This is a genomic window from Salinivibrio sharmensis, assembly GCF_001995985.1.
Classification (GTDB): Bacteria; Pseudomonadota; Gammaproteobacteria; order Enterobacterales; family Vibrionaceae; genus Salinivibrio; species Salinivibrio sharmensis.
Genome location: NZ_MUFC01000007.1, coordinates 140,715 through 165,216, shown reverse-complemented (window position 1 = coordinate 165,216; position 24,502 = coordinate 140,715). Strand labels below are relative to the sequence as shown.

The following is a 24,502-nucleotide window of genomic DNA, read 5'->3' as shown; positions in this document are numbered from 1 at the left end:
TCGGTTGATACGCCGCCCCATCATCGAATAAAACACTGCGCGGCAGCCAACTTGGCTGCCGTTTGCGATCTAAGGGCAGGGGTTAGGGTAGCGGTTAGCGATCTCATCAATACCGGCAAGCACATCGTCACTCAGCGTTAGATCCAAGCTATCGAGATTACTCTCCAGCTGCTTTAGCGTCGTGGCGCCAATGATGTTAGAGGCGACAAAAGGACGACTATTGACGAACGCGAGTGCCATTTGTGCCGGATCAAGACCATAGCGCTGGGCAAGATCGACATACTCTTGCGTGGCCTTTTGCCCTGACTCGGTAAAGTAGCGTGCGAAGCGTTGGTGTAGTGTACAACGGGCCCCTTTCGGGCGTGCGCCTTGCAAATATTTACCGCTCAACGCGCCAAACGCCAGCGGCGAGTAGGCGAGCAACTCCACCCCTTCATGATGACTGATTTCCGACAGGCCGACTTCAAAGGTGCGGTTAAGCAAATTATAAGGGTTCTGAATAGAAACGATACGCGTGAGGCCGTGCTTCTCTGCCAGATGCAAATAGCGCATCACTCCCCAAGGCGTTTCGTTTGAGACGCCGATATAGCGAATTTTTCCTGCTTGGACGAGTTCATTCAGTGCATCCAGGGTATCGAGGATGGTGACCCCAGAGTGTTCATCTTGGTACGGATAATTGAGCTTACCAAAACAGTTATTGTGCCGCTGTGGCCAGTGCACTTGATACAAATCGATATAGTCGGTTTTTAGTCGTGTCAGGCTATCTTCAACGGCTTGATGAATATGGCGTCGGTTAAGCGACATATTGTCACGGATATAGGGAACATTGCGTGGTCCGGCTACCTTGGTAGCGAGGATAACACGATCGCGCTTCCCGGATTTTTCTAGCCAGCTACCTATGTATTGTTCGGTTAACCCTTGCGTAGGTTGGCTGGGGGGAACGGGATACATTTCTGCGGTATCAATGAAATTGACGCCCCGCTCAAAGGCAAGATCGAGCTGCGCATGGGCGTCAGCTTCACTATTTTGCTCACCAAATGTCATGGTGCCTAAGCACACTTTACTCACCTCTAGCGAGGAATGGGGCAAACGGTGGTATTGCATCCTTTCTCCTTGTCTGCAATCGACCTATGGCAGTCCATAGTAGAGAATTTTAAAAATGATCGAAAGCGGTTTAGCGGCAGCTTGACAGCTGGTTAAATATTGACCATTACTAAATGGATTGTCCGATCGTATTGGTCTGAGGGCGGTGTTATTGCTAGGCACGATGGACACGAGAAAGCGTAACCTAGAGGAAGGTAAGATGAACTACTCACAGCTCAAAGCATGGATGCGCGCGGATCCTCGCTCATGCCCACAATGTTATGTGATGGCCCATGCAGGCGGCGCGAAATACTCGGTCGAAGTAGAAGTGAAGCATGAATTAGAGCCTTTACGCTCGGACCAAACCGGTGAAGTGATGCAGTTTGATCATGTCGGGCAGGTGGGTGAGAAACTCAAAGCCCTGGGAATTGAAGAGGGCGTACTGCGCTTGATGGATCCTTATGATGAGTTTGCCACGGGCGGAGAGCCAGGTTGTCGAGAAGATATGTCAATTCGTTTTTGACCTTAACCTAAACGCGCAGGGCAGGTAATCGTCCGTGCGGATCGACGCTTATTTCGGATCCACAAAGTAACGACGCAAGATCTTATGGGTGAACTGGGTGCGCAAATAGAAGCCGCGCGGCAAGGTACGGATCGGCTCACCATCGGGGCCGAAAGCGTCGGTCAGCGCTTTGCCGTTGGCCGCTTTGGGGCGCAGTTGGAGAGACTCACCTTGGCGGGCTGTAATTTCTGTTACGCGGCCTAGCGCCACCCAATCCATTAACTCTTCCCAATCGGCACGCAGTTGCGCTTCTTCCTCTTGGCTGGGGGACCATAATAATGGCGTGCCAATGCAGCGCTGTGATACCGGTATATCGCGTTCGCCTTCAACCGGCACCCACAAAACCCGTGATAGCTTTTGCCTTACGTGGCTGGTTTCCCAACGTACCCCTGCTATACCCGTCAGTGGCGCGACACACACAAAGGTGGTTTCCAGTGGTTTTCCCTCACGGTTGACGGGAATGGTTTTTAGCTCAATACCTAAATGTGCGAAGTCTTGTTCAGGTTTACTGCCTGCGCTGGCGCCTAAACAGGTTTCGAGTAACATGCCAATCCAGCCTTTCTCCCGCGCAAGTGTCTCTGGACAGCGGATTGACTGGGCGTCACTCACTTCGCCGAGTGTAAGACCCGCCAACGCGAGCGCGCGCTCCATCAATATCTGTTCTGATGCGGGGGCTGGTGTCACGGTATTGGATCCTGCAGGTTTGGTTATGGGTGTGCATTATCAAGAACTGTGATGTGGGCTGCAAGCGGATCTGGCGGCGGGGATCAACCTGCAGCTTATTAAGTTATCCACAGATGAGTATTATTTTAAGCAGCCAACTCCAATCATGATCAAATATACAGTAGCTTAGCGACGATAAAAAGCGACCTATCGCCTTGGTTGACGTTTTTTTGCGCTATCGATGTGGATAATTTACTGACTGGTGGATCTTTGAGCGATCTGTGTTTATATGATGATCGTTCGATCTTGTGAAAGATCCCTTTGGCTTTACCTGGATGTAAAACATTAATATTAAAGGGATTTGTTTCATTTTGTCTTGTTTTTTATTAGATAAGATGATCCTTAAGTGGTCGATATCTGAACTTTTTCTAGTCTTCTTCACAAATCTATCCACAGAAAGCGTGAATAAATGTGCGCAAACTCTCATTGCTATGTTTATAACTTCCTGTTAGGCCCTAAGTTATCCTCAGATGACGACGAGTGCGCAAAAACAAAGGTCAATCCACAATGTTTGTTTACCCCTTACCGCTTTTTGTGAAAAAATCAGGTTCAGTAGAGATTTATCATTGAGGTCGTCCAGTGATTGATGGCGATGGCTATCGTCCCAATGTGGGGATAGTAATTTGTAACGGCCACGGTCAAGTTCTCTGGGCTCGTCGATATGGTCAGCATTCGTGGCAGTTTCCACAAGGAGGCATCGATGAAGGGGAAAGCCCTGAACAAGCGATGTACCGGGAGTTGTACGAAGAGGTAGGTCTGACCAAGAAAGATGTACGCATCTTAGGGACCAGTCGACATTGGCTGCGCTATAAGTTACCCAAACGCTTGGTGCGCTGGGATTCCAAGCCCGTGTGCATTGGGCAAAAGCAGAAGTGGTTTTTGTTAAAACTCGAGTGTGAAGAATCACGTGTCAACGTCACACGTGGTGGCACACCTGAGTTTGATGGTTGGCGCTGGGTGAGTTATTGGTATCCGGTGCGACAAGTGGTGGCATTTAAGCGTGAGGTCTATCGGCGCGCGATGAAAGAATTTGCGCCACTTGCGATGCCGTTTAAAGAACGCAAACCTCGGCGTCGACATAAGCGAGGATAAGTGTAAGGAGAGAGTGGGTGCTCACGCAGTTAAGGAATATTGTGCAAAGTGTGGCCGCGTCTTCAGATCTTGAGCAGGCGCTACACACTTTAGTGCAACAAACCTGCGTGGCCATGCGCACGGAGTGTTGCTCCGTGTATCTTGCCAATGCCGAAGAGCAACGATTTGAACTGATGGCGACGCAAGGCTTAGATCCGTCCGCGCAAGTGTCGATGGCGTTTGGTGAAGGTTTAGTCGGCGTGGTTGGCAAGCGCGCTGAGCCATTAAACCTTGCCTATGCGCGCAAACACCCCGCGTTTAAAGCCTTCCCCTCTACCGGTGAGGATGCGTTTCAATCCTTTCTTGGGACCCCGATCATTTATCGTAAAAAGGTACTTGGGGTGCTGGTGGTGCAGCAACATCAACCCCGCCAGTTTGATGAGAGTGAAGAATCCTTTCTCGTGACCTTGGCTGCGCAGCTGGCGGTGGTGTTTGCCCATGCCCATGCGCAAGGTGGCTGGCAAGGTGCTCCCTCTCCGGTATTGTTGGAGGGAATGCCGGCCTCGCCAGGGATAGGGATAGCACAGGCCTGGTGTGATGACTCGCAACCGCGGCTAGAAGAGGTGGCGCCCGCTTGCCACCTAGATACACAAGGTGAACTCGACAGGCTGGACGCGGCGATTGATGATGCCAGTACCGAGTTTCGTCGCTTGCGTAAGCGTTTCGACAAGGAGCTACAAAAAGACGCGTTGGCTATTTTTGATCTCTTTGTGCACCTGCTAAACGATCCCATGTTGCGTGAAGACATGACGGTGCGGATCCAGCAGGGGGATGCGGCAACGTGGGCGGTGAGACAAACAGTAGAAGCCTTTTCCGCGCGGTTTGCCGCGATGGATGATCCTTATCTAAAAGCACGTGCCGGCGATGTCAAAGAGCTAGGACAGCGGCTGCTTTACTTTTTAATCGCTCCGGCGGGCAGTCCGCCTCCTATTTCGACGCCCATCGTTCTGCTTGCTCGGGAGTTAACCGCGGGTATGCTTGCGTCAATCCCGCGCGCATTACTCTCAGGGGTGGTCGCTGAAGAAGGGGCAGCGAACTCGCATGCGGCGATTCTGGCGCGTGCGTTAGGGATCCCGGCGGTAATGGGCGTCAGCTTTTCGCCCGCAAAGCTTCATCAAAAAACCGTGATCCTTGATGGCCACAAAGGGGTACTCATGATCGAGCCTGCCGAGGCATTGATCAATGAGTATCAGCACCTGGTTCAAGAAGAAGCGAGCCTGCAATCTACCTTTGAGACAGCACTGGCGACCCCGGGACAAACTCAGGATGGCACACGTGTTGAAGTGCACTTGAATGCTGGCCTGAGCGCTGATAGCCAAATTGCAATCAATCAGGGCGTTGACGGGGTTGGGTTGTTCCGCACGGAAGTCCCTTTTTTGATGCAGCGACGTTTTCCTTCGGAAGACGAGCAGGTCAAACAATACCGTGCGATTCTTGCCAGTTATCCCGATAAACCTGTGGTCATGCGTACCTTGGATATTGGTGGCGATAAACCATTGCCATATTTAAGTATTGAAGAGGACAATCCATTTTTAGGCTGGCGGGGGATACGTTTTACCCTCGATCATCCAGATATCTTCTTAATTCAGGTACGTGCGATGTTACGTGCCAGTATAGGCCTCAATAATTTAAAGCTATTGTTACCCATGATCTCGGGACGTAACGAGCTACTGGAGGCAAAAGCGCTCATTAGCCGAGCTTATCAAGAGGTCAGTCAAGAGGCCCAGCACGCAGGGCAGAGTCTCAACATCCCTTTATTAGGGATCATGGTTGAGGTGCCTTCTATTTTGTATCAGCTTGATAGCATCGCCCGAGATGTCGATTTTCTCTCGGTCGGCACCAATGATCTCACTCAATATCTACTCGCCGTTGATCGCAACAATGCGCGCGTGGCTGATATCTTTGATGCGCTGCACCCCTCGGTATTACACGCATTAGCGTCGATTGCCGCGGTGGGAACGCGTCATCAATTACCTGTCAGTGTGTGTGGTGAACTAGCCGGCGATCCGGTTGGGGCCTCATTATTGGTGGGCTTGGGCTACCACCAACTGAGTATGAACACCCGCAATGTGGCCAAAATTAAATACTTGCTAAGCCGCTTACCCCATGAGCGCTTGGTCATGCAGGCCAATCAGATGTTGGCGCTGGATCATCCAGACGAGATCCGCGCCGCCACCGAAGCCTTTTTGGCCGCGCAAGGGCTAGAGGCGTTGGTCAAAATCGGACAGCTGCGATGATCACCAGCCTCACCGTGCTGCTGTTTGTGGTGTGTATGCTGCTGGGGGCCTGTGTGGGGACTTTATCTGGCCTTCTGGGGATTGGTGGGGGATTAGTGGTGGTGCCCGCGCTCACCTTCTTGCTTCCCGTGTTTGGTATTGCCCCTGCTGTGGTGATGCCTATCGCGCTCGCCACCTCTCTTGCCACCATCGTACTGACCTCAAGCGCCTCCGCTTGGCGTCACTTTCGTTTAGGCAATGTTCATCTAAACGCGGTTAAAGCGCTCGTCCCTGGCATGATGCTGGGCGGCATCTTGGGGGCCGCGCTGGCAGATCGACTCCCCCCCGACTGGTTGCCCCGCCTTTTTGGGGTTATCGTGCTTGCCATGGCGCTACAAATGTCGCTCAATCGGCGTCCCTATCGCGCGCGCCCTTTACCGCATTGGCTGCGACTGTCCTTTGCGGGAACGCTGATCGGTACACTCTCTAGTTTAGCGGGTATTGGAGGGGGGTCTTTTACCGTGCCCTATCTCCACTGGCGTGGAGTGAGTATGCATCGAGCTATTGGCAGCGCGTCGGCGGGGGGCGCAATGTTGGCGGTGGGTGGAATGATCAGCTTTGTGTGGCTGGGGTGGCACCAAACGGAACCCTTACCCGCACTCAGTGTCGGATATGTGTATCTGCCTGCCTTACTCGGTGTCGTTTCAACATCGGTGTGGATGACACGGGTAGGGGCTCAGCTTGCAGTCAGACTACCGACTGCGCAAATAAAACGTATTTTTGCCGTCTTTCTTGTTATTGTCGGCGTAAGCATGCTGTTGAAGTAAAGGATAAAATTCATGGCCGAAGGTTACATCACCTTTCCGTCGATAGATCCCATTTTAATTGAACTTGGTCCGATAGCCGTGCGCTGGTACGGCTTAATGTACTTACTGGGGTTTGTGTTTGCCTTATGGCTGGCGAATCATCGTGCGGCCAAACCGAATAGCGGTTGGAGCAAAGAAGAGGTCAGTGATCTCCTTTTTGCTGGCTTTTTGGGCGTGGTGCTCGGGGGACGCATTGGCTACGTCCTATTTTATCAATTTGATGCCTTTATTGCCGATCCGCTGTTTTTATTCAAAGTGTGGACAGGTGGCATGTCCTTCCACGGGGGCCTGTTGGGTGTGATCACTGCGATGGCGTGGTATGCGCGCAAGACCCAACGCCACTTTTTTACCGTTGCCGACTTTATCGCTCCTTTGGTGCCGTTTGGCCTCGGGGCGGGGCGACTAGGGAATTTTATTAATGGTGAACTTTGGGGAAGGGTGACCGATGTCCCTTGGGCGATGGTATTCCCAACGGGAGGCCCTTGGCCGCGTCACCCTTCACAGCTCTATGAGTTTGCGTTAGAGGGGGTTGCGCTATTTATCATCCTCAACCTCTACATCAAAAAGCCGCGACCGATGGGAGCCGTTTCGGGGCTTTTCTTGGCCGGTTACGGGACGTTCCGCTTTATCGTCGAGTATTTCCGTGAACCCGACGCTCACCTAGGCTTGTTCGCTGGTATTTTCAGTATTGGGCAACTGTTATCGTTACCTATGATTATTGCAGGGGCAGTGATGGTGGGATGGGCGTATCGACGCCAACCTGCCAAGTGACCGCATAGCGTGAATCGGTTATAGTAAGTGAACCACCAAGGCACCTCAGCGGTGCCTTTTGTTCGTTTGGCCAATGATAGGAAACACTATGAAGCAGTATCAGGCTTTGATGCAGGATATTCTCGATAATGGGACGGATAGAGGCGATCGCACCGGCGTGGGAACACGGTCTGTGTTTGGTCGACAGCTGCGCTTTGATCTTGCCGCTGGTTTTCCGCTACTGACCACCAAGAAACTCTACACGCGCGCCATTATCCATGAGCTTTTATGGTTTCTTAACGGCGACACTAACGTGCAGTACTTGCAAGATAACAAGGTACGTATCTGGGATGAGTGGGCAACCGAAACCGGTGACCTTGGTCCAGTGTATGGCGCACAGTGGCGCTCTTGGGCGTGTCCTGATGGGTCGACCGTGGATCAAATCGAACAATTGATCGAGCAAATTAAAACGAAACCTAATTCACGTCGTCACATCATTACCGCTTGGAACCCTGCTGACTTGCCTGATGAGTCGATAAGCCCGACTGAGAACGCCGAACAAGGCAAGATGGCTTTAGCCCCATGCCATTGTTTATTCCAGTTCTACGTGGCTGATGGCAAGCTCTCATGCCAGCTTTATCAGCGTAGCGCCGATTACTTTTTGGGGGTGCCGTTTAACATCGCCAGCTATGCGCTTTTCACTCATATGATTGCGCAACAATGTGGTTTAGCCGTGGGCGATTTTGTCCATACCTTTGGGGACGTGCACCTTTACCATAATCATTTAACCGACGAGATTGTTTACGAGCAACTTAAACGTGAACCTCGTGCGCTACCTCGCTTGGTGATAAAGCGCAAACCGGCGTCTATTTTTGACTATCAAATTGATGACTTTGAGATTGAGGGATACGACCCACACCCGACCATTAAAGCACCGATCGCCATTTAATGATGTCGCGGGTTCGCGATACGCAGCGAGCTCCAGTGCCGTTGAGCCAATAAAAAAACCACCGTTTAGACGGTGGTTTTTTTCGGGGGTGACAGGGAGATTACTGAGATAGCAGCACTATGCTTCCTGGCACGACAACAAAGACAAGGCTGATATATGCGAGCACGGCGACTTTAGATTTAGCAGCCAACTTACCGAGCCAGTCGGCGCCTTTAAGTGGTAACTCACGCAAGAACGGAATACCGAAAATCAGGGTCGTCGCCAGAATGTTGAAGCTTAAGTGCACCAGTGCAATTTGCAGAGCAAAGACAGCAAACTCACCGGTAACCGCTGTGGCGGCGAGTAAGGCAGTGATACAGGTACCGATATTGGCGCCCAAGGTGAATGGGTAAATATCACGGACTTTCAACACGCCTGAGCCGACCAGCGGCACCATTAAGCTGGTGGTTGTCGATGAAGACTGCACTAAAACAGTGACCACAGAGCCTGAGAAAATACCGTGTAGCGGGCCACGACCAATCGCGTTCTTCAGCATGTCTTTGGCACGACCGACCATCAGCTTTTTCATCACTTTGCCCATGATGGTAATCGCAATCACGATGGCAGCAATCCCCATGACAATCATGATAGCGCCACCAATGTTACCAGGCAGGGCGGCTTCAAGCGGTGATTGCACCGCGTTAACCACGGGTTTTGTCAGCGGTTTAACAAAGTTCAAACCTTTAATGCTCATGTCACTGGCTTGCGTCAGCGGTGAAACCAACCACTCAGAAATCTTGTTCAGTAAACCGAACGCCATTTCTAATGGCAAGAAGATGGCCACGGCAAAAAGGTTGAAGAAATCATGGACGGTGGCGCAACTAAATGCGCGACTAAACTCCACTTTACAGCGGGCATGCCCAAGGCTCACGATCGTGTTAGTGACCGAGGTGCCTACGTTTGCCCCCATGACCATTGGAATCGCGGCTTCAACGGGGAGGCCACCTGCGACTAAGCCAACTATAATAGAGGTGACTGTGCTTGACGATTGGATCAATGCGGTAGCAACAATACCAATCATTAAGCCAGCTACGGGATGAGAAGCGAACGCGAAGAGCGTCTTAGCTTCGTCGCCGACGGCCCACTTGAAGCCGCTTCCTACCATGGCAACGGCCACCAGTAGGAGGTAAAGCATGACGGCAAGCTTGGTCCAACGGAACCAATTTGAGGAGCTCTGGGTTGCCTCTACCGCTGTAGCATGGGGAGTCATAAGATATCTCCGTGACAGTTAGATGTCAGTTTAGTGTCAAAGCAAAAATCTGCGGCGATAGTAAGAAGGTAATATTTCAGAAATATGACACAAATACTGCAGTGGTTTGAAAATCCGATCTGGACGAGGTTATCAGTGGAATTCGCGCCAGTTAGCTTGCTGATTTTAAGTATTATTTGTGCCCGTTAGCTGCCGTAAAAAAATCCGTGGGAAAAATGTAACAGGGAGGCGCACGTTGACACTATGCTAGACACAGGGCGGTTAGCAAGGATAAAAAAGATTAAACTGCGAATAAATCAATGGTAAGTTAGTTTTGATGTCGGTTTTTACGATGTTTACTATCAGAACAAACGATTTTTCTAAAAGTGGTCTGGCTGACTAGACTACGGAAATCCACTTTTTTTGTATGGAGTGCTTAAATGACTGATGTCATTCGTCAGTTTCTGAAAATGGAATCCGCAGGAGGTATTGTGCTGATTATTGCGGCGGTATTGGCGATGTTCGTAGCGAACTCGGATCTACAGCCTTTATATGACAGCACCCTTCATACCTATATAGCCGGTTTATCGGTTGGTCACTGGATCAACGATGGCTTGATGGTGATTTTTTTCCTGCTGATTGGTTTGGAAGTGAAGCGTGAGTTGGTGCAAGGCGCCTTAAACTCGAAAGACAAAGCGACTTTCCCGGCGGTTGCCGCCATTGGTGGGATGCTCGCACCCGCATTGGTCTATTTAGCCTTTAACTGGGGCGACCCTCTTGCAGTATCGGGATGGGCTATTCCTGCCGCAACGGATATTGCGTTTGCTTTGGGTGTGCTAGCGTTATTGGGTAACCGCGTTCCATTGGCGTTGAAAGTGTTCTTGTTGGCACTTGCGATTATCGATGACCTTGGCGTGATAGTGATCATCGCACTGTTCTACAGCAGTGATTTGTCAGTGGTTGCGCTAGCCAGTGCGTTTGCTGCCACCTTAGTCTTGGTGGCGATGAACATGCGCAAAGTCACCAGTATCACTGCCTATGTGGTGGTCGGTTTGGTGCTGTGGTTCAGTGTTTTACAGTCGGGTGTTCACGCGACCCTCGCCGGTGTGGTGCTTGGTTTTGCTATCCCACTTAAGGGGAAAACGGATGATGACCCATCACCGTTGAAAAAAATGGAGCACACCCTCCATCCTTATGTGTCGTACTTGATCTTGCCTATCTTCGCCTTTGCCAATGCTGGGGTGTCTTTGGATGGCGTCTCTTTGGCAAACTTAACCGAAATGTTGCCGCTAGGTATCGCATTGGGTCTGCTGGTTGGTAAACCTTTGGGTATCTTTAGCTTTAGCTGGGCAGCGGTGAAACTAGGCATTGCCAAATTACCAGCACGTGTGAATTTCACCCATATCTTCGCAGTGTCAGTGCTTTGTGGTATTGGTTTTACCATGTCTATTTTTATCTCGTCACTGGCCTTTGTCGGTGTGAATGGCGAGTTCGTCACACTCTCCCGTCTGGGGATCTTGATAGGATCAACCTTGGCCGCGGTGATTGGTTATGCAGTGTTGCACTTTGCATTGCCCCCAGCCAGCGCGCTTGCTGATGAACGAGGAGACGAGTATGAAGAAGGCGACACTAGCATTGATTACTAGCCTGGTTGCCGTCTCTGGCTCTGCCATGGCGGCGAACCAAGAGATGTACTGCCACGGAGAAATGGATAACAGCGACGTGTGTCAAGCCTACCTAGCGGGCGTGGCAGATGGAAAAGCGATGACAGCCTCATTAAACGACAAAGACAATGCCGACAATGGGTCGAGCTTTTCCGAGCGAGCGTTAGAGCATCGAGCCGGAGAGCGGGTGAGAAAGCCGCTTGATAAAGACGATGTAAAAGATTAAAACGTGCGTGACGCTTGAAGGCGCCAGAGGGGCAGCGTAAGCTGCCACTCTGGCGTTTTTTTATCAATCAGCATGGCTCACCTAAACTACAACCACCTTTACTATTTTTGGATGGTCTGCAAGCAAGGTTCGATCACCCAAGGGGCGGACAAACTTTGTTTAACACCACAAACCGTGACGGGGCAAATCCGAGCGTTGGAACAGCGCTTAAATGGCAAGCTCACTAAACGCAATGGCCGTTATGTTGAGCCCACCGAACTGGGTCAGTTGGTGTTTCAATATGCGGATCGGATGTTTGGCTTAAGTTATGAGATGCTGGATATTGTTAACTATAGCCAACAAGAAAACATCTTATTTGATGTAGGCGTGGCCGATGCTTTATCTAAGCGCCTGATTAGCCAGATTTTACTTCATGCTATTCCGAATGATAATGCTATCCACCTACGTTGTTTTGAATCGACGCACGAGATGCTACTCGAACAGCTTTCTCAGCATAAGTTGGACATGATCCTGTCCGATTGTCCGGTCGACTCCACGCAACAGGCAGGGCTTTTTAGCGTCAAGCTTGGTGAGAGCAGCATGAGTTTGTATTCCTCTAATCCCGCAGAGCCACCCGATGTGCCGTTACCGATCCGTCTGGCCACGCAAAAAATATTGATGCCGAGCAAAGCAACGGCCATGGGACGAAAACTCACACAATGGTTTGATCAGCAGGGGATTGTGCCCAACATACTGGGGGAGTTTGATGACTCTGCGCTGATGAAAGCTTTTGGCATTAGTCATCAGGCGTTATTTATTGCGCCCACCTCTTATGCTGAAGAAGTGACCCGCTTGGGGCAAGCGGTACAAATTGTCGAGCTGAGCGCGGTTAAAGAAGAATATTATGTGATATTCGCTGAGAGGATGATCCAGCATCCAGCGGTCAAGCGGATTTGTGAGGCAGATTACAGTCGCTTATTTGTTTAGTTACAAGCTGACATAAAGATCGTGCTAGACTCACGGCAATGAGTATTAATCAATGATGGAAGTTGAATGGATTTAGCCCGTATGCAGCAGAATGGGCCGAAGGCGGTAAACTTGCTCAAGGCCATGGCTAACGAGAAACGCCTATTCATTCTGTGTTATTTATTGCAAGGAGAGTTGTCGGTGGGGCAGCTCGTGGATCGCGTGCCTCTAAGCCAGTCGGCGCTGTCTCAACACCTTGCTTGGCTTCGTAAAGACGGCCTAGTCGCCACGCGTAAAGAAGCGCAAACCGTGTATTACTCGCTGAAAAGTCATGAAGTCGAAGCGGTTATTCAGTTATTACATGATCTGTATTGTAAGGAAACCGTGGATTAACCCCGTTCTTAACCAATAAAAAAACCGGCCGAAGCCGGTTCAGACTGCTGACAAAGGTCTAGCTTTCGAGCTAGACCTTTGATCTAATAGGAGTGTCGCAATAGGGATGCTCCGGTATGCTTCAAGAACCTTCTCCACACCAATATGAACTTGAAATGGTGACGATGGAACAACTTGTTCCCAAAGACCATCTTGTTCGTAAAATCGACCGTGCCATCGACCTTCGAGTTTATCGTTCAGACTGCTGACAAAGGTCTAGCTTTCGAGCTAGACCTTTGATCTAATAGGAGTGTCGCAATAGGGATGCTCCGGTATGCTTCAAGAACCTTCTCCACACCAATATGAACTTGAAATGGTGACGATGGAACAACTTGTTCCCAAAGACCATCTTGTTCGTAAAATCGACCGTGCCATCGACTTCGAGTTTATTCGAGATGAAGTCGCCCACCTTTATTGCAAAGACAATGGCCGACCACCGATTGACCCCGTTCGCTTGTTTAAAATTATCCTGCTTGGCTATCTCTTCGGCATCAAAAGCGAGCGTCAGCTTGTTAAAGAAATTGAAGTCAACGTTGCTTATCGTTGGTTCTTGCGTATGTCGCTGACAGAGAAGGTCATCCATGCGTCTACGCTGAGCCAAAATCGTATTCGTCGCTTTAATGGCACGGATGTCTTCGAACGCATATTCAACCATATTGTGGTTCAAGCCATGGAGAAGGGCTTAGTCGCAGGGCAAGAGCTGTATACCGACAGCACGCACCTTAAAGCCAGTGCGAACAAAAATAAGCATGTGAATAAACTGCGCCCGGTGAGCGCCGGCGCTTACCTAGAGATGTTGGATGAAGACATCGTCAGTGACCGCAAAGCAGAAGGAAAAAAGCCGTTCAAGGACGTGCCATTAAAGACGGACGTCAAAAACACAAAAGTGAGTACGACTGACCCTGAAAGTGGTTTTATGACCAGAGATAATAAGCCCCAAGGCTTCTTCTATCTTGACCATAGGACCGTTGATGGCAAGCACGGTATCATCGTTGATACGTATACAACCCYAGGGAATGTCAACGACTCACAACCGTATATCCGTCGCCTTGACCACACACTCGCGCAATTTAACCTCAATCCTATTGCCGTGGGCATCGATGCTGGCTACTTCACAGCACCGGTTGCCGAATCCTTAGAGCGTCGCAGCATTCTTGGCGTATTCGGCTATCGTCGCCCTTCTCGAACGAAGAATACGTTCAAGAAAAAACACTTCACATACGATAAGAAAACCGACACATATCGCTGCCCCAAAGGGCAAACGCTTATCTATAAAACAACCACAAGAGCCGGCTATCGTACTTATCACTCAGACCCAAAGCAGTGTGCGTTCTGTCCGGTTAGAAACGACTGTACGCAAAGTAAGACCATGCAAAAGGTCATCACGCGTCATCTTTACACTGATGCAGTAGAGCGTGCCAATGAAATGCGACTGTCTCGTTATGGCAAAAAGATATACAAGCGACGAAGTGAGACTGTGGAGCGAAGCTTCGCCGACGCCAAGCAGCATCATGGACACCGCTACGCACGCTTCCGAGGGCTTGCAAATGTGCAAATGCAATGCTGGCTGGCGGCGGCTGCTCAAAACATCAAGAAGATAGCGTTAGTGGTGAGCTATCTAAGAAAATGTGGCTTTAACATGGCGGATATAAGGCAAATACTGGCTTCTATCCGCCAATTTGGGCGTTGGTCGGTAGCGACCACTCTCTAACAAAAAATATCGCGATCGCGGCCTACGGCCGCTTATCAAAAAGAACCCCGCCTAAAAAGGCGGGGTTCGTCAGCAATCTGAANATAGCGTTAGTGGTGAGCTATCTAAGAAAATGTGGCTTTAACATGGCGGATATAAGGCAAATACTGGCTTCTATCCGCCAATTTGGGCGTTGGTCGGTAGCGACCACTCTCTAACAAAAAATATCGCGATCGCGGCCTACGGCCGCTTATCAAAAAGAACCCCGCCTAAAAAGGCGGGGTTCGTCAGCAATCTGAACGCCCCAACTGGGGCGTTTTTTGTTTGGCAGGAAAAGCCTCTCGTTACAGTAGTTGCCAGACCGCGGCGCTGCCCGGCTTGTCGCCTTGCGTCCACCACTTGGCTTGGTAGCGTTGGTTGTTATATTCAACTTCATCGCCGCCTGAATAAGCAACGGTCGCTTGCCATTCACTGCTTTGGTTGGCTTGGCTATCCCCGACGCGCTCCCATGGGCCGCCTTGGTCTGGGCGCTGGCCTTTAGTCCACCACTTGGCGCGATACTCAATCCCTTGATACAGGACACGATCGCCGCCAACGTACACGGTGTTTTCATCCCACGCTGGCAAGCCACTGGCCGGCGTCACGGTAACCGTGAATTGCGCTTGCGTGGTGTTGTCGCCATCGCTGACCTCGACTGTGACCACATAGTCGCGATTCTCCGTCACGGTGGGCGCGGTCAGTGTCACCTGATCACCAGTGCCAGAAACGGCCAGATCGCCGGATGCACGGTAGGTGTAGCTAAGTGCATCGCCATCTGGGTCGTTTGCCTCAATCGTTACGCGGGTTTGCTCACCACTTTTCAGACTAACTGGGGCGATAGACGCCACGGTGGGGGCTTGGTTTTCACCCGGTACCACCACCTTAATCGTAGTGCTGGCCTCGGCATTGGCTTGGCCGTCTGACACCGTCACCGACAGGGAATAGTCGGCGCTGGTGCTCACATCGGGGGCGGTCACGGTAACCGAATCCGTGTCGCTATTGGTCAGAGCCAACGCCGCATCGCCTTGCCAGCGATAGGTCAGGGTATCGCCATCCCGATCACGCCCATTGGCGGCAATGGTTAACGACGATCCGGGCGCCAGCGTATAGCTTTGCTGCGCAAGGGTGACGGTAGGAGCACTATTGACGGGTGGTTGACCATCCTGTGCTAAGCCCTCGTGCATCGCATTAAGGATATCGCCATTGTCGGCATCGATTTCCCAAGCAAACAAACCGGCGAAGTTGTGGTTGCGCACATACTGGCCTTTGGCTTTGACCGAGCGCTGGTTGTCATAAGTGACTAGCTTGCCGTTGTCTGGGTTCCAAACGTAGGCCGCTTCAGCTTGCTCATCATAACCGGGTTGGAAGCCATTGATACCGTTCCCCGCACTACCAAGCATTGATTTGACGACGCCTTTGTAGTCAATCACGCCCGCTTCCCAAATACCATCAGCGGTGCTGCCTTTGATTGGGCCGTTACCGGGAGCGGTCATCGGGTTGCTAGGATCGGTTGCATTGGCAGGGAAAACGCCTTCCCAGCCACGGCCGTACATCGCGGTACCGATCACCATTTTTTCCGGTGGCACGCCGCTTTCGAGCAGTAATTGCACGCCATTATCGAGTGTGTAGGCAGGGCCTTTGCGGGGCTCGCCGTTGTCATCGACGCCAGTACCATCACATTCATCGGCGCTCATATGGCTGCCGCAGTAAATGGCGGTTTGGTGACCGGTGACATTATTCCATGCGCCGAAAAAGTCGTAGGTCATGGCAAAGATGTAATCCATGTACGGCGCGCTGGCGCTGTAATCGACGTTGGCGATTTTGTCATAACCTGCCCCGACGGCCGAGGTGAGTTGGTACTCACGGCCCGTGTCGGCCTCGAGCTCATCCAACATCGCGCGCAGCTCACGCATTAACGCCGCGTAGGCTTGGCTGTCTTTATCTGGATTGCCTAAATCTGGGTTGGCACCGCCACCGCCTGGGTACTCCCAGTCAATGTCGACCCCATCATAGAATTTCCAGGTTTGTAGGAACTCTTTCATCGAGGCAACAAAGACATCACGGTTGGCTTTGTCGGTGAAATCATAGAAGGGGTCTGATAGGGTCCAGCCGCCAACGGATGGGAGAATTTTCAGATCCGGGTAGCGCTGCTTGAGCGCCATCATTTGCGCGTAAGTGCCACCAATCGGATCTTTAGCTGGTGTGCCGGGCAGTTTTTTCTGAATCGCTGCCCAAGGGTCATGGATCACCACTTCATAGTCTTTTGAGCCTTGGCAAGCGAGCTCCAGCGCGCGTAAGCTGTTGCCATTTTCCACATTACCGAGAGACTCATTGGGACCACAAATGGGGATAAAGCCATATAAGATGTGGGTGAGATTACCCGCGGGCACCTGACTGACATCGAAGTTACGGCCATAAATGCCCCATTCGACAAAGTATGCCCCTACCACGGTATCAGGCTGTTTGGGGTAGTCATTGTTATTGGGGTCGACATTCATCGGCAGTGGGTCAAGATGCACGCCGTCGGTGTCTGCGATCACGATGGGTTTGGCGGCACTGGTCGCACACTGGCCATCCACGCCGCCTTCACACAAGGCGAGTTTAAGCTGGTGGCGGCCGCCTTTGTCATAGGGAAAAGTGACAATGCCAGATTTGGTTCCTGCCGGTAAGGTGCCTTGATTGACGACCTGATCGTCAAAGTACACCTTGTAGCTGTCACCGCCATCACCGGACCACGCATTCCATTTAATCTCAATTTGGACTTCATCCACGCGTTGCACCAGATCTTTGTACGATCCGCGGCCATATTCGTCGACTTCAACAAAAGAATAGTTTTGTGGCTTCCAGTCCAAACTTGGGGTTGAGGGGGCCGCCACGGCGTGGCTGGCACCCAGTGCCCCAGCAATCGCCAGAGAGAGTAGGGTCATTGGCTTCATGTTTGCTCCTTATTGTGTCACGCGTTGCCAAACAAGGGCAGCGCCGGGTTGCTCGTTGCGTGTCCACCATTTTGCTTGGTAGATGTTGTCGCCGTAGCGCACGCGATCCTTGGCCACATAGACGTCAGATGCACTCCAAGCGGGTAGGTTGCTGGTGGGTTCGTCGGTAGCCGGGATCACCGACAGGTTGAAGCTATAGCTATCGTGATGGCTAAAGACTTGGTTTTGCACCACGTCATCGGCATTAAACTGGATCTCACCGTGGCGCATCACCCCGATACGCAAGGGCTCGTTAGCTTGTTGTTCGATAAGATTGGCCAGCGCGTGTGGCCAATTCGCTACATTCTGGTCGATCAGGGTGAGTGTGACATCCACCACTTCTTGGCCTTGGCGATTGTGCAAGCGGGCACGCACGCGATCGCCCAATGCTGCCATTTGTGGATGTGGGACAAAGTAGCCCAGCTCGTGCCACTGGGCTGGCGCTGTCTGACTAGGGGTGATGGTGATGTCGGCACAGTTGTAGAAGCCTTCACCGGCCGGATCAATGCGTTGCCAACGGCTATAGAGAATGGCATCACCTTGGCGATCGGCGGGCAAGGTCACGGTCATCTCGTAATAACGGTTACCGTCATCGCCGACCACAATGGGCAGATCGCCAAAGGTGTCGATTTTTTCGAGATTATCCCACGTCAGCGCATCGGTCGCGCCGTTGTAATCTGGCTTGGTTAGATAAATTTCCCAGTAACTTGGGTTGTGCGGTGTGGTGGCGCGAAAACGCACGTCAATCTGGCCATTGCCATCTGGGGTGACTTCGGTCCGTTGCCAATCCGGTGAGGGCAAACTGATCCCGGCTTTATTGGGATCGCCGGCACCACATAAGTTGCCATCGGTAACGGCCGCTTTCACCGCATCCATATTGCGATAATCCGCCACCAATTGCGCTGATTCATGATGTTGCACAAACGGGTAGTGTCCCGATTCTAAGAACGCAGCGCGACAGGCAGCGTTAGGAATACGTGACCCATCTGAAGGCCACCAATAACCTCCTTGCTCATGGCAAATCGCTTGGCGCGCTTTGGGGCTTTCTAAATAGCCATGTGCCATCACTTGTGAACTGCTTGCGACCAGCGCAAGGGCCACGGCGGTACGGCAGGAAAACTGTGTGAACGAAGACTTGAACATAACGACTCCTTAACGGGGGCACGCGGCCCCCGCATTCAAGACCAGAAATGGATTAGAGGCTGCAGACTTGGCGCCAAGCTTGACCACCGGGTGCGGCTTGGGTCCACCATTTGGCTTCCCATACCGCCTCTTGGTAGATAAGTTGGTCGCCACCGCTGGCATGGTTGCCCCCGTTAGGCCAGTCAGGGTAGGTACTCAGGCTGGCGACATCGACGCCGGGACACTGAGACTCTCCGCCACTTTGGCTGGTGCTACCGGGTAGCGCAGGCGGAAGGCTTGGATACTCCTGCTTCACCGCATAGCGCTGGCCATCTTTCTCGATGGTGATATTGGTCGGGTTAGTGATCGGCATGTAGTACATCACCTGAGCGTCCAAGGTTTCACCCGGCTTAAAGCTTTGCTCTATACCACCCCATTCGTTGATCAAGGTGATGGCAAAGCGATGATGCGTGGCATCAAACCCGCCGATGTTGTTACCACTGGCATTGCTGCTATCACGTACGACTTCCATGCGCAGCTTTTTCTGGGCGTTCCAGTCAGATTTAAAAATGGCCGAGGTAGACACTGGCACATCAAAGCTGATGGTGGCGCCCGATAAGTCCAGATCGGAGTGGTTGGTAAAGCGGAACGTGGGGCGGATAGGGTAGTTGTCATCGCCCACTGGGAAGTTCAGCGCGTCAAACGTGACATCCACTTGCTCGCTTGGCACTTGGAAGTTGGCGTCGCCACGTTGTAGCGAGTAGTCGCTGCCGGATTGCTTAAAGGTTTGGTACGCCAGCGAGGTCAGGGTGTCACCCATAAAATAGGCTTGACGCTGATCATCATAGCGATAATCCCCCGCTAGCTCCCAGAACATCACCCCGCCTAGGCCTTTGTTGATTACGTAGTCCACTTTCTCGGCCATCGAGGTTTCGTCTTCCATTGACAGGAATACGCGTTTTTCCTCGTTCCAAACCCACGGGGCTTTGGCGATGTCATCGTAATAACGCTGATAACTACCAGTAAGGCGATCAGTGGGGTCTTGCTCAGGGTCGAGTCCGTATTCCGCCGCATAGGCCGGTAGTTTGCCGTCGAGCAAGTTTTTCACATGCCATAAAGGGTTGGAGCCAGCAGGCACTTCGTTGCCGAGCTCGTCCACATCATGCCAAAGGTTATCTATCCCGATTGCACCGTTGCCGCATTTGTTTTTCTCACCGACACCGGTGCCTGCTGGGCACTCACTTTGGTTTGGCAATGGCGCGCGTCCCCAAAGGCCTTTGTCGCCACCTTGCACGTCTTTAAAGCCGCGAGTGTAATATGGGATACCGATATTGATGCGCCCGGGAGACATACCGCCCATAAAGTAGGTCGCAGCCCAGTCGGTATTTAAATAACCAATCCCGCCAAACTCAGGGGTTTGGTAGACATTCCACTGTTTAAGCTCCGAGTCTTCGCCGGTGTCGTACAGCGGCGCTTGATGGCCAACATGATCGTTCCATGCCCCGTGCAGGTCATAGCTCATGATGTTGACGTAATCTAAGTATTGGGTGGTTTGGAAGGTTTCCATCCCGCGCAATAAGTAACCCGACGACGGTGCGGCAATGGTCAGCATATAGTGCTTGCCATCTTGTGCACTGGCTTTATCGAGCGCTTCACGTAGCGACTTCATCAGCACTTGGTAAGATTTATTCAAGTGCGCACGACGTGGGTTGGAGTACTCGAAATCGTCAGGATGGCCTGAGTCTTTCATTGACGATGGGTATTCATAATCAATGTCTAGTCCATCAAAGCCATACTGGCGCAAGAAGGCGACGGCACTGTCGGTGAAAGCCTTAATGCCAGCTTGGTTGACACTGCCATCGGCATTGGTGGTCATGGTGTAGAAACCGCCACTGTCGATACGCTCGCCGTTTTCACCGAAGTAGCCCCCAGTTTCGGCCCAGCCACCCACGGAGATCAGCGTTTTCACGTCGGGGTACTGCTTTTTATACTTGTTGAGCAAGTTAAAGTGGCCTTTGTACGGCAGGGTTGGATCCATCTCTGCGCCGGCCACGCCCGGCCAGGTCATCTGGGTCGCGGGATTATCAGGAGCATTGGGATCGCCGATAGACAGTTGGTTGTCCGCGTTGACGTGGGCAAAGGCGTAGTTAATGTGGGTGATCTTGTCCCAAGGAATATCACTGACTAAATAAGCAGGCTGGCCGTTGGCGCCGTTTCGCCAGCTAGTGAAATAGCCAATGACACGGCGAGGGTGATCGGCGCCCATGTCTTCAAGGCCGTTTTCGTCATATACCGAGCAATACGGCACCTCGACAGCTGGGGTGGTGTATAAACCCGCCGGACGACAGGCATACTCATCGCCGCCAGTTTGGTCATCACCCACCACCTGCTGCAATGTTTGGGTATCGGTCGCGCCTTTGTCGTCGGTCACGGTGAGCGTAAAGGTAAAACGCCCCGTTTGTTCGGCTTGCCAGTCAATGGTGGTCGCTTCTGCACCTTCATATAAGACAGTCTCGCCTTGTGAGAGTACGAATGAGGTCACTGTGCCATCCGTGTCTGTCCCGGCGAGGGTGAAGGTGAGTGTGTCGCCAACCTTAACGGGTCCTGACGGGGAGACGGTTAAGGTTGCGGTAGGGGCTTGGTTGACGCTGCCCGCGCACTGGCCGAGGATTTTCCACGCTCTCCACTCCCCTGATTGGGTGGCAGGATCGGCTTGCGTCCACCACCTTGCCTCATAGGCGGTATCGTCCGCTTTAACTTGATCCCCTTTGGTGTAGGTATTGCCATTCTGCCAACCGGGCAGTGGCTGGCAATCAACCGCAGCGTATACGCTGGGGCTATTTAACGCGAGTCCCGCCAAACCTAGCGCGACGGCACGTGATGGCGTCATCAGTTTCATATTTTGCTCCCAAAATTTTTGAAGCGAATTTCATCAATCCAGTCAGTGATTGATGCGTCCTTCCCTACGCTTTTTGCACTAAAAAACCGACTTTCAGGTCAAGCCTAGGCAACAAAGTGGTTATATTGGGCAATTGATGCCAAGAAATGGAGGCGAAGGTGTAATAATTTGAGCGCGGGTTCAGAAATTAATTATTTGTAAAAAATAAGTACATCAATAGCGTGATTCCGGTTGAAAATTAAACAAACTTGACAATTTGCAGGCTTGATTTCTTAATTTTTTTGCGATTTGTCATGTTTTTCGGTCTATGTTACGGAGAGTGTTATTACTATGTTGTTGTTTTAAGCGAATTAAGTGGTGTGCGTATTCTGTGTGTAAAGGGTAAGGGACGTGTTCCGGCGAGAGCGCAACGAGGACCGTTTGACGTTGTGGTGACACGCTGATTGAAAGATAAGCGAGTTAAGACAAAATCTGTTTGCTTATGGCGCTGCAATTCTGTACTATCTCGCGCCTGATTCTCGGTCTTTTACTTTTCGTTCCTTGCTTCCGCTGGACGACCGAGCCAATTGTGGAAGCTGATTAATCCGTAAGGAGCAACTCAATGCGTCATTACGAAATCGTATTCATGGTGCACCCTGATCAGAGCGAGCAAGTTGCTGGCATGATCGAGCGTTACACTGCGTCTATCAAAGATGCAGGCGGTCAAATCCACCGTCTAGAAGACTGGGGCCGTCGTCAACTGGCTTACCCAATCAACAAGCTGCACAAAGCACACTACGTTCTGATGAACGTGGAAGCTGAGCAGGCTGTGATTGATGAGCTGGAAAGCATGTTCCGCTTCAACGACGCGGTGATCCGTAACATGATCATGCGTACCAAAGACGCTATCACTGAGCCATCTGTGATGATGAAGGCTAAAGAAGAGCGTACCGCTAAGCGTGAAGATCGCCCTGAGCGCGAAGAGCGTGCAGAAGCGAAACCAGAAGCAAAAGCTGAAGCGCAAGCTGAAGGCGAAAACGCAGCTGAGTAATTGCTGTGATGACCAATCGGTTGGAGCTTGCTGGTGTCATCAGTAAAGGTCCGGTCCGTCGCCAAAGCCCCGCTGGAATTCCGCACTGTCACTTTGTGCTAGAGCATCGTTCCACGCAGGTTGAAGCTGACCTACCTCGACAAGTGTTTTGTCGCTTATCAGTGGTAGCCAGCGGGCAAGTGTCAACACAACAAACGCAAAATTTAGCTTTAGGCAGCCATATCAAGGTAAGCGGGTTTCTCGCCTACCAAACCAGCCGACAAGGCGAGGGCAAATTGGTATTGCATGCCGACAACATCATAGACATTTAGATCAGGAGATAAGCCCATGGCACGTTTCTTCCGTCGTCGTAAATTCTGCCGTTTCACTGCAGAAGGCGTACAAGAGATCGACTACAAAGATGTAGCGACTCTAAAAAACTACATTACCGAATCAGGTAAAATCGTACCTAGCCGTATCACTGGTACTCGTGCTAAGTATCAGCGTCAACTGGCTCGTGCTATCAAGCGCGCTCGTTACCTGGCCCTGCTGCCGTACACTGACAAGCATCAGTAATCGGAACTGTCCAAGTTAGAGAGGATTGAAGAATGCAAGTTATTCTACTTGATAAAATCGGTAACCTGGGTGGCCTAGGTGATCAGGTAACTGTTAAATCTGGTTATGCGCGTAACTTCCTTATCCCTCAGGGTAAAGCAGTTATGGCAACCAAAGCCAACATCGAACATTTTGAAGCACGTCGTGCTGAGCTAGAAGCAAAAGTTGCTGAGCAACTGGCTGCTGCTCAAGCGCGTGCAGAGAAAGTTGAAGCACTAGAAGCGGTTGAAATCGCTTCTAAAGCGGGTGATGAAGGTAAACTGTTTGGTTCTATCGGTACCCGTGACATCGCTGATGCTGTGACTGCAGCCGGCGTTGAAATTGCGAAAAACGAAGTTCGTCTTCCAGAGGGCGCACTGCGTCACACTGGCGAGTACGAAATCAGCGTTCAGCTGCACTATGACGTGTTCGCAACTGTAAAAGTAAACGTTGTTGCTGCGTAATTGCGCACCAAGACGTCGAAAAAAACCAGCCTTCGGGCTGGTTTTTTTTCATCTTTTATAGCCATTGATAACGAAGGCCGAGTGTGAGCACGCTATCGTGATTTTTGAGCCCTGGTGGAACATCTGTCATATAGTTGTGTTTGCTCGTTATCTTTATCGAAAGCTTCTCGGTGATGGTCGAAGCCAGAGTGACGGCGCCTTCCACGCTGGTATTACTGGCACCCGAAATCACTATGCTTCTTCCCTCTAAGCTGACATTTTCCACCCATTGCCACTGCCCCTTGGCTTGTGCCCGAATCACTGGCTCACGCACCGAGTAAGGCATGATGAGATCGTCATCGTCGAGTTCATCAAGATTCGGACGTTGATAGCGATACCCTGGCCCCACTTCTGTGCTCAGTGTGAGTGTGTCACTTTGCCACCATTGATGACCGAGTCCTGTTGCTAGCATAAAATCGTCAAAATAAGGGCCGTAACGATCTGCGACATAGGTGGCGTTGAGTAAAACATAGCTGTGAGCACTGACGCCGCGGCTTACCTGCGTTTCTAACTCGGTTTTCCGTTTATCTTCTTCTCCATCTTTTTCTACTTGCAGTACACTCGCGCTGGCCTGGTAACGTGTGTGCTTTCCGTCGTACTGTCCGCTTATTTCACCGTTGATTGTTTGTGAGTCGGCATTCCCGCTCAACTGTTGCAGACCTAAGGATAGATCGCTTTGCCAAGGCGACGAATCGGCCGCCGCAGCGTGGCTACATGGCATATACAATGTGGACATCAGAAGAAAAAGAGACGGCGTTTTCATCATGAATCACCTGTTGACAATATCGCGCCTTATCCTAGGTGGGTGGGCTGCCTAAGCCGTCAAATTTCCGTTAAAATCGCGGCGACTTCTTCAGCGTTGGGAAAAAAATGCTGCGTGGGGCAGCGTCCTGCGA

The 24,502-nt window shown here is 51.4% G+C and carries 22 protein-coding genes; 15 read left to right on the top strand and 7 right to left on the bottom strand.

Annotation, left to right across the window (positions count from 1 at the left end):
- Nucleotides 1–69: 69 nt before the first annotated feature.
- Nucleotides 70–1,104: an NADP(H)-dependent aldo-keto reductase gene (locus BZG74_RS09065; RefSeq protein ID WP_077772291.1), complete on the bottom strand. Its 1,035-nt coding sequence runs from the start codon at nucleotides 1,102–1,104 to the stop codon at nucleotides 70–72.
- Between the two features lie 199 nt (nucleotides 1,105–1,303).
- Here BZG74_RS09065 and BZG74_RS09060 point away from each other — a divergent pair, with 199 nt between their 5' ends.
- Nucleotides 1,304–1,606 (top strand): DUF6482 family protein, encoded by a 303-nt coding sequence (locus BZG74_RS09060; RefSeq protein ID WP_077772290.1) that lies wholly within the window; start codon nucleotides 1,304–1,306, stop codon nucleotides 1,604–1,606.
- 48 nt (nucleotides 1,607–1,654) lie between these two features.
- Here BZG74_RS09060 and mutH read toward each other — a convergent pair whose 3' ends face one another.
- Complete coding sequence (gene mutH / locus BZG74_RS09055; RefSeq protein WP_077772289.1) at nucleotides 1,655–2,329, bottom strand: DNA mismatch repair endonuclease MutH; 675 nt, start codon at nucleotides 2,327–2,329, stop codon at nucleotides 1,655–1,657.
- Between the two features lie 618 nt (nucleotides 2,330–2,947).
- On the opposite strand from mutH, the gene rppH reads away from it, so the two are divergent.
- The 5 genes from rppH (at nucleotide 2,948) to BZG74_RS09030 (ending at nucleotide 8,280) form a co-directional block, all read left to right on the top strand.
- Nucleotides 2,948–3,460: an RNA pyrophosphohydrolase gene (gene rppH / locus BZG74_RS09050; RefSeq protein WP_077772288.1), complete on the top strand. Its 513-nt coding sequence runs from the start codon at nucleotides 2,948–2,950 to the stop codon at nucleotides 3,458–3,460.
- Nucleotides 3,461–3,477: 17 nt separating this feature from the next.
- Nucleotides 3,478–5,736: a phosphoenolpyruvate--protein phosphotransferase gene (ptsP, locus tag BZG74_RS09045; protein ID WP_077772287.1), complete on the top strand. Its 2,259-nt coding sequence runs from the start codon at nucleotides 3,478–3,480 to the stop codon at nucleotides 5,734–5,736.
- Entirely contained in the window at nucleotides 5,736–6,542 is an 807-nt protein-coding gene (locus tag BZG74_RS09040) for a sulfite exporter TauE/SafE family protein (RefSeq protein WP_101494690.1), read from the top strand. Before ptsP ends, BZG74_RS09040 begins: the two co-directional genes overlap by 1 nt.
- Before the next feature lie 12 nt (nucleotides 6,543–6,554).
- On the top strand, nucleotides 6,555–7,352 hold the full coding sequence (gene lgt, locus BZG74_RS09035) for a prolipoprotein diacylglyceryl transferase (protein ID WP_077772285.1): 798 nt from the start codon (nucleotides 6,555–6,557) through the stop codon (nucleotides 7,350–7,352).
- A gap of 88 nt (nucleotides 7,353–7,440) precedes the next feature.
- Nucleotides 7,441–8,280 carry a thymidylate synthase gene (locus BZG74_RS09030; protein ID WP_077772284.1) on the top strand — a complete coding sequence of 280 codons (840 nt, stop codon included), beginning with the start codon at nucleotides 7,441–7,443 and terminating at the stop codon, nucleotides 8,278–8,280.
- 100 nt (nucleotides 8,281–8,380) lie between these two features.
- Here BZG74_RS09030 and BZG74_RS09025 read toward each other — a convergent pair whose 3' ends face one another.
- Nucleotides 8,381–9,529 carry a Na/Pi symporter gene (locus BZG74_RS09025; protein WP_077772283.1) on the bottom strand — a complete coding sequence of 383 codons (1,149 nt, stop codon included), beginning with the start codon at nucleotides 9,527–9,529 and terminating at the stop codon, nucleotides 8,381–8,383.
- 419 nt (nucleotides 9,530–9,948) lie between these two features.
- On the opposite strand from BZG74_RS09025, the gene nhaA reads away from it, so the two are divergent.
- The 5 genes from nhaA (at nucleotide 9,949) to BZG74_RS09000 (ending at nucleotide 14,486) form a co-directional block, all read left to right on the top strand.
- Nucleotides 9,949–11,154: a Na+/H+ antiporter NhaA gene (gene nhaA, locus BZG74_RS09020; protein ID WP_077772282.1), complete on the top strand. Its 1,206-nt coding sequence runs from the start codon at nucleotides 9,949–9,951 to the stop codon at nucleotides 11,152–11,154.
- Nucleotides 11,123–11,398, top strand: coding sequence for a hypothetical protein (locus tag BZG74_RS09015; RefSeq protein ID WP_077772281.1), 276 nt, complete (start codon nucleotides 11,123–11,125; stop codon nucleotides 11,396–11,398). Before nhaA ends, BZG74_RS09015 begins: the two co-directional genes overlap by 32 nt.
- A gap of 72 nt (nucleotides 11,399–11,470) precedes the next feature.
- Complete coding sequence (gene nhaR, locus BZG74_RS09010; RefSeq protein ID WP_077772280.1) at nucleotides 11,471–12,364, top strand: transcriptional activator NhaR; 894 nt, start codon at nucleotides 11,471–11,473, stop codon at nucleotides 12,362–12,364.
- Nucleotides 12,365–12,430: 66 nt separating this feature from the next.
- Nucleotides 12,431–12,736, top strand: a complete 306-nt coding sequence (locus tag BZG74_RS09005) for an ArsR/SmtB family transcription factor (protein WP_077772279.1) — start codon at nucleotides 12,431–12,433, stop codon at nucleotides 12,734–12,736.
- 313 nt (nucleotides 12,737–13,049) lie between these two features.
- A complete protein-coding gene (locus BZG74_RS09000; RefSeq protein ID WP_077772278.1) occupies nucleotides 13,050–14,486 on the top strand; it encodes an IS1182 family transposase in 1,437 nt (478 codons plus the stop codon).
- 323 nt (nucleotides 14,487–14,809) lie between these two features.
- On the opposite strand, the gene BZG74_RS08995 is transcribed toward BZG74_RS09000, so the two are convergent.
- The 3 genes from BZG74_RS08995 to BZG74_RS08985 are packed head-to-tail and all read right to left on the bottom strand — an operon-like array spanning nucleotide 14,810 to nucleotide 21,500.
- Entirely contained in the window at nucleotides 14,810–17,440 is a 2,631-nt protein-coding gene (locus BZG74_RS08995) for a glycosyl hydrolase family 18 protein (RefSeq protein WP_077772277.1), read from the bottom strand.
- 9 nt (nucleotides 17,441–17,449) lie between these two features.
- Nucleotides 17,450–18,622: a lytic polysaccharide monooxygenase gene (locus tag BZG74_RS08990; protein ID WP_077772276.1), complete on the bottom strand. Its 1,173-nt coding sequence runs from the start codon at nucleotides 18,620–18,622 to the stop codon at nucleotides 17,450–17,452.
- A 52-nt stretch (nucleotides 18,623–18,674) separates the two neighbouring features.
- On the bottom strand, nucleotides 18,675–21,500 hold the full coding sequence (locus BZG74_RS08985; RefSeq protein WP_077772275.1) for a glycosyl hydrolase family 18 protein: 2,826 nt from the start codon (nucleotides 21,498–21,500) through the stop codon (nucleotides 18,675–18,677).
- Nucleotides 21,501–22,101: 601 nt separating this feature from the next.
- Here BZG74_RS08985 and rpsF point away from each other — a divergent pair.
- Genes rpsF through rplI form a run of 4 tightly spaced genes read left to right on the top strand, consistent with a single transcriptional unit; the run spans nucleotide 22,102 to nucleotide 23,567 of the window.
- The gene (gene rpsF, locus BZG74_RS08980; RefSeq protein ID WP_069361595.1) at nucleotides 22,102–22,530 is read left to right on the top strand and encodes a 30S ribosomal protein S6; all 429 of its coding nucleotides are present in this window, start codon (nucleotides 22,102–22,104) and stop codon (nucleotides 22,528–22,530) included.
- An 8-nt stretch (nucleotides 22,531–22,538) separates the two neighbouring features.
- Nucleotides 22,539–22,841: a primosomal replication protein N gene (priB, locus tag BZG74_RS08975; RefSeq protein WP_077772274.1), complete on the top strand. Its 303-nt coding sequence runs from the start codon at nucleotides 22,539–22,541 to the stop codon at nucleotides 22,839–22,841.
- 16 nt (nucleotides 22,842–22,857) lie between these two features.
- Entirely contained in the window at nucleotides 22,858–23,085 is a 228-nt protein-coding gene (gene rpsR / locus BZG74_RS08970) for a 30S ribosomal protein S18 (RefSeq protein ID WP_069589695.1), read from the top strand.
- Nucleotides 23,086–23,117: 32 nt separating this feature from the next.
- On the top strand, nucleotides 23,118–23,567 hold the full coding sequence (rplI, locus tag BZG74_RS08965) for a 50S ribosomal protein L9 (RefSeq protein ID WP_046074368.1): 450 nt from the start codon (nucleotides 23,118–23,120) through the stop codon (nucleotides 23,565–23,567).
- Nucleotides 23,568–23,622: 55 nt separating this feature from the next.
- On the opposite strand, the gene BZG74_RS08960 is transcribed toward rplI, so the two are convergent.
- Nucleotides 23,623–24,372, bottom strand: coding sequence for a DUF481 domain-containing protein (locus tag BZG74_RS08960; protein ID WP_077772273.1), 750 nt, complete (start codon nucleotides 24,370–24,372; stop codon nucleotides 23,623–23,625).
- Nucleotides 24,373–24,502 lie beyond the last annotated feature (130 nt).

Coding starts and splice junctions, on each gene's coding strand:
- BZG74_RS08985 (WP_077772275.1), bottom strand. CDS start 21,500: ATGAAACTGATGACGCCATCACGTGCCGTCGCGCTAGGTTTGGCGGGA.
- lgt (WP_077772285.1), top strand. CDS start 6,555: ATGGCCGAAGGTTACATCACCTTTCCGTCGATAGATCCCATTTTAATT.
- nhaA (WP_077772282.1), top strand. CDS start 9,949: ATGACTGATGTCATTCGTCAGTTTCTGAAAATGGAATCCGCAGGAGGT.
- BZG74_RS09015 (WP_077772281.1), top strand. CDS start 11,123: ATGAAGAAGGCGACACTAGCATTGATTACTAGCCTGGTTGCCGTCTCT.
- BZG74_RS09005 (WP_077772279.1), top strand. CDS start 12,431: ATGGATTTAGCCCGTATGCAGCAGAATGGGCCGAAGGCGGTAAACTTG.
- BZG74_RS09030 (WP_077772284.1), top strand. CDS start 7,441: ATGAAGCAGTATCAGGCTTTGATGCAGGATATTCTCGATAATGGGACG.
- BZG74_RS08995 (WP_077772277.1), bottom strand. CDS start 17,440: ATGAAGCCAATGACCCTACTCTCTCTGGCGATTGCTGGGGCACTGGGT.
- BZG74_RS08960 (WP_077772273.1), bottom strand. CDS start 24,372: ATGATGAAAACGCCGTCTCTTTTTCTTCTGATGTCCACATTGTATATG.
- rplI (WP_046074368.1), top strand. CDS start 23,118: ATGCAAGTTATTCTACTTGATAAAATCGGTAACCTGGGTGGCCTAGGT.
- BZG74_RS09065 (WP_077772291.1), bottom strand. CDS start 1,104: ATGCAATACCACCGTTTGCCCCATTCCTCGCTAGAGGTGAGTAAAGTG.
- rpsF (WP_069361595.1), top strand. CDS start 22,102: ATGCGTCATTACGAAATCGTATTCATGGTGCACCCTGATCAGAGCGAG.
- BZG74_RS09060 (WP_077772290.1), top strand. CDS start 1,304: ATGAACTACTCACAGCTCAAAGCATGGATGCGCGCGGATCCTCGCTCA.
- BZG74_RS08990 (WP_077772276.1), bottom strand. CDS start 18,622: ATGTTCAAGTCTTCGTTCACACAGTTTTCCTGCCGTACCGCCGTGGCC.
- BZG74_RS09025 (WP_077772283.1), bottom strand. CDS start 9,529: ATGACTCCCCATGCTACAGCGGTAGAGGCAACCCAGAGCTCCTCAAAT.
- nhaR (WP_077772280.1), top strand. CDS start 11,471: ATGGCTCACCTAAACTACAACCACCTTTACTATTTTTGGATGGTCTGC.
- priB (WP_077772274.1), top strand. CDS start 22,539: ATGACCAATCGGTTGGAGCTTGCTGGTGTCATCAGTAAAGGTCCGGTC.
- rpsR (WP_069589695.1), top strand. CDS start 22,858: ATGGCACGTTTCTTCCGTCGTCGTAAATTCTGCCGTTTCACTGCAGAA.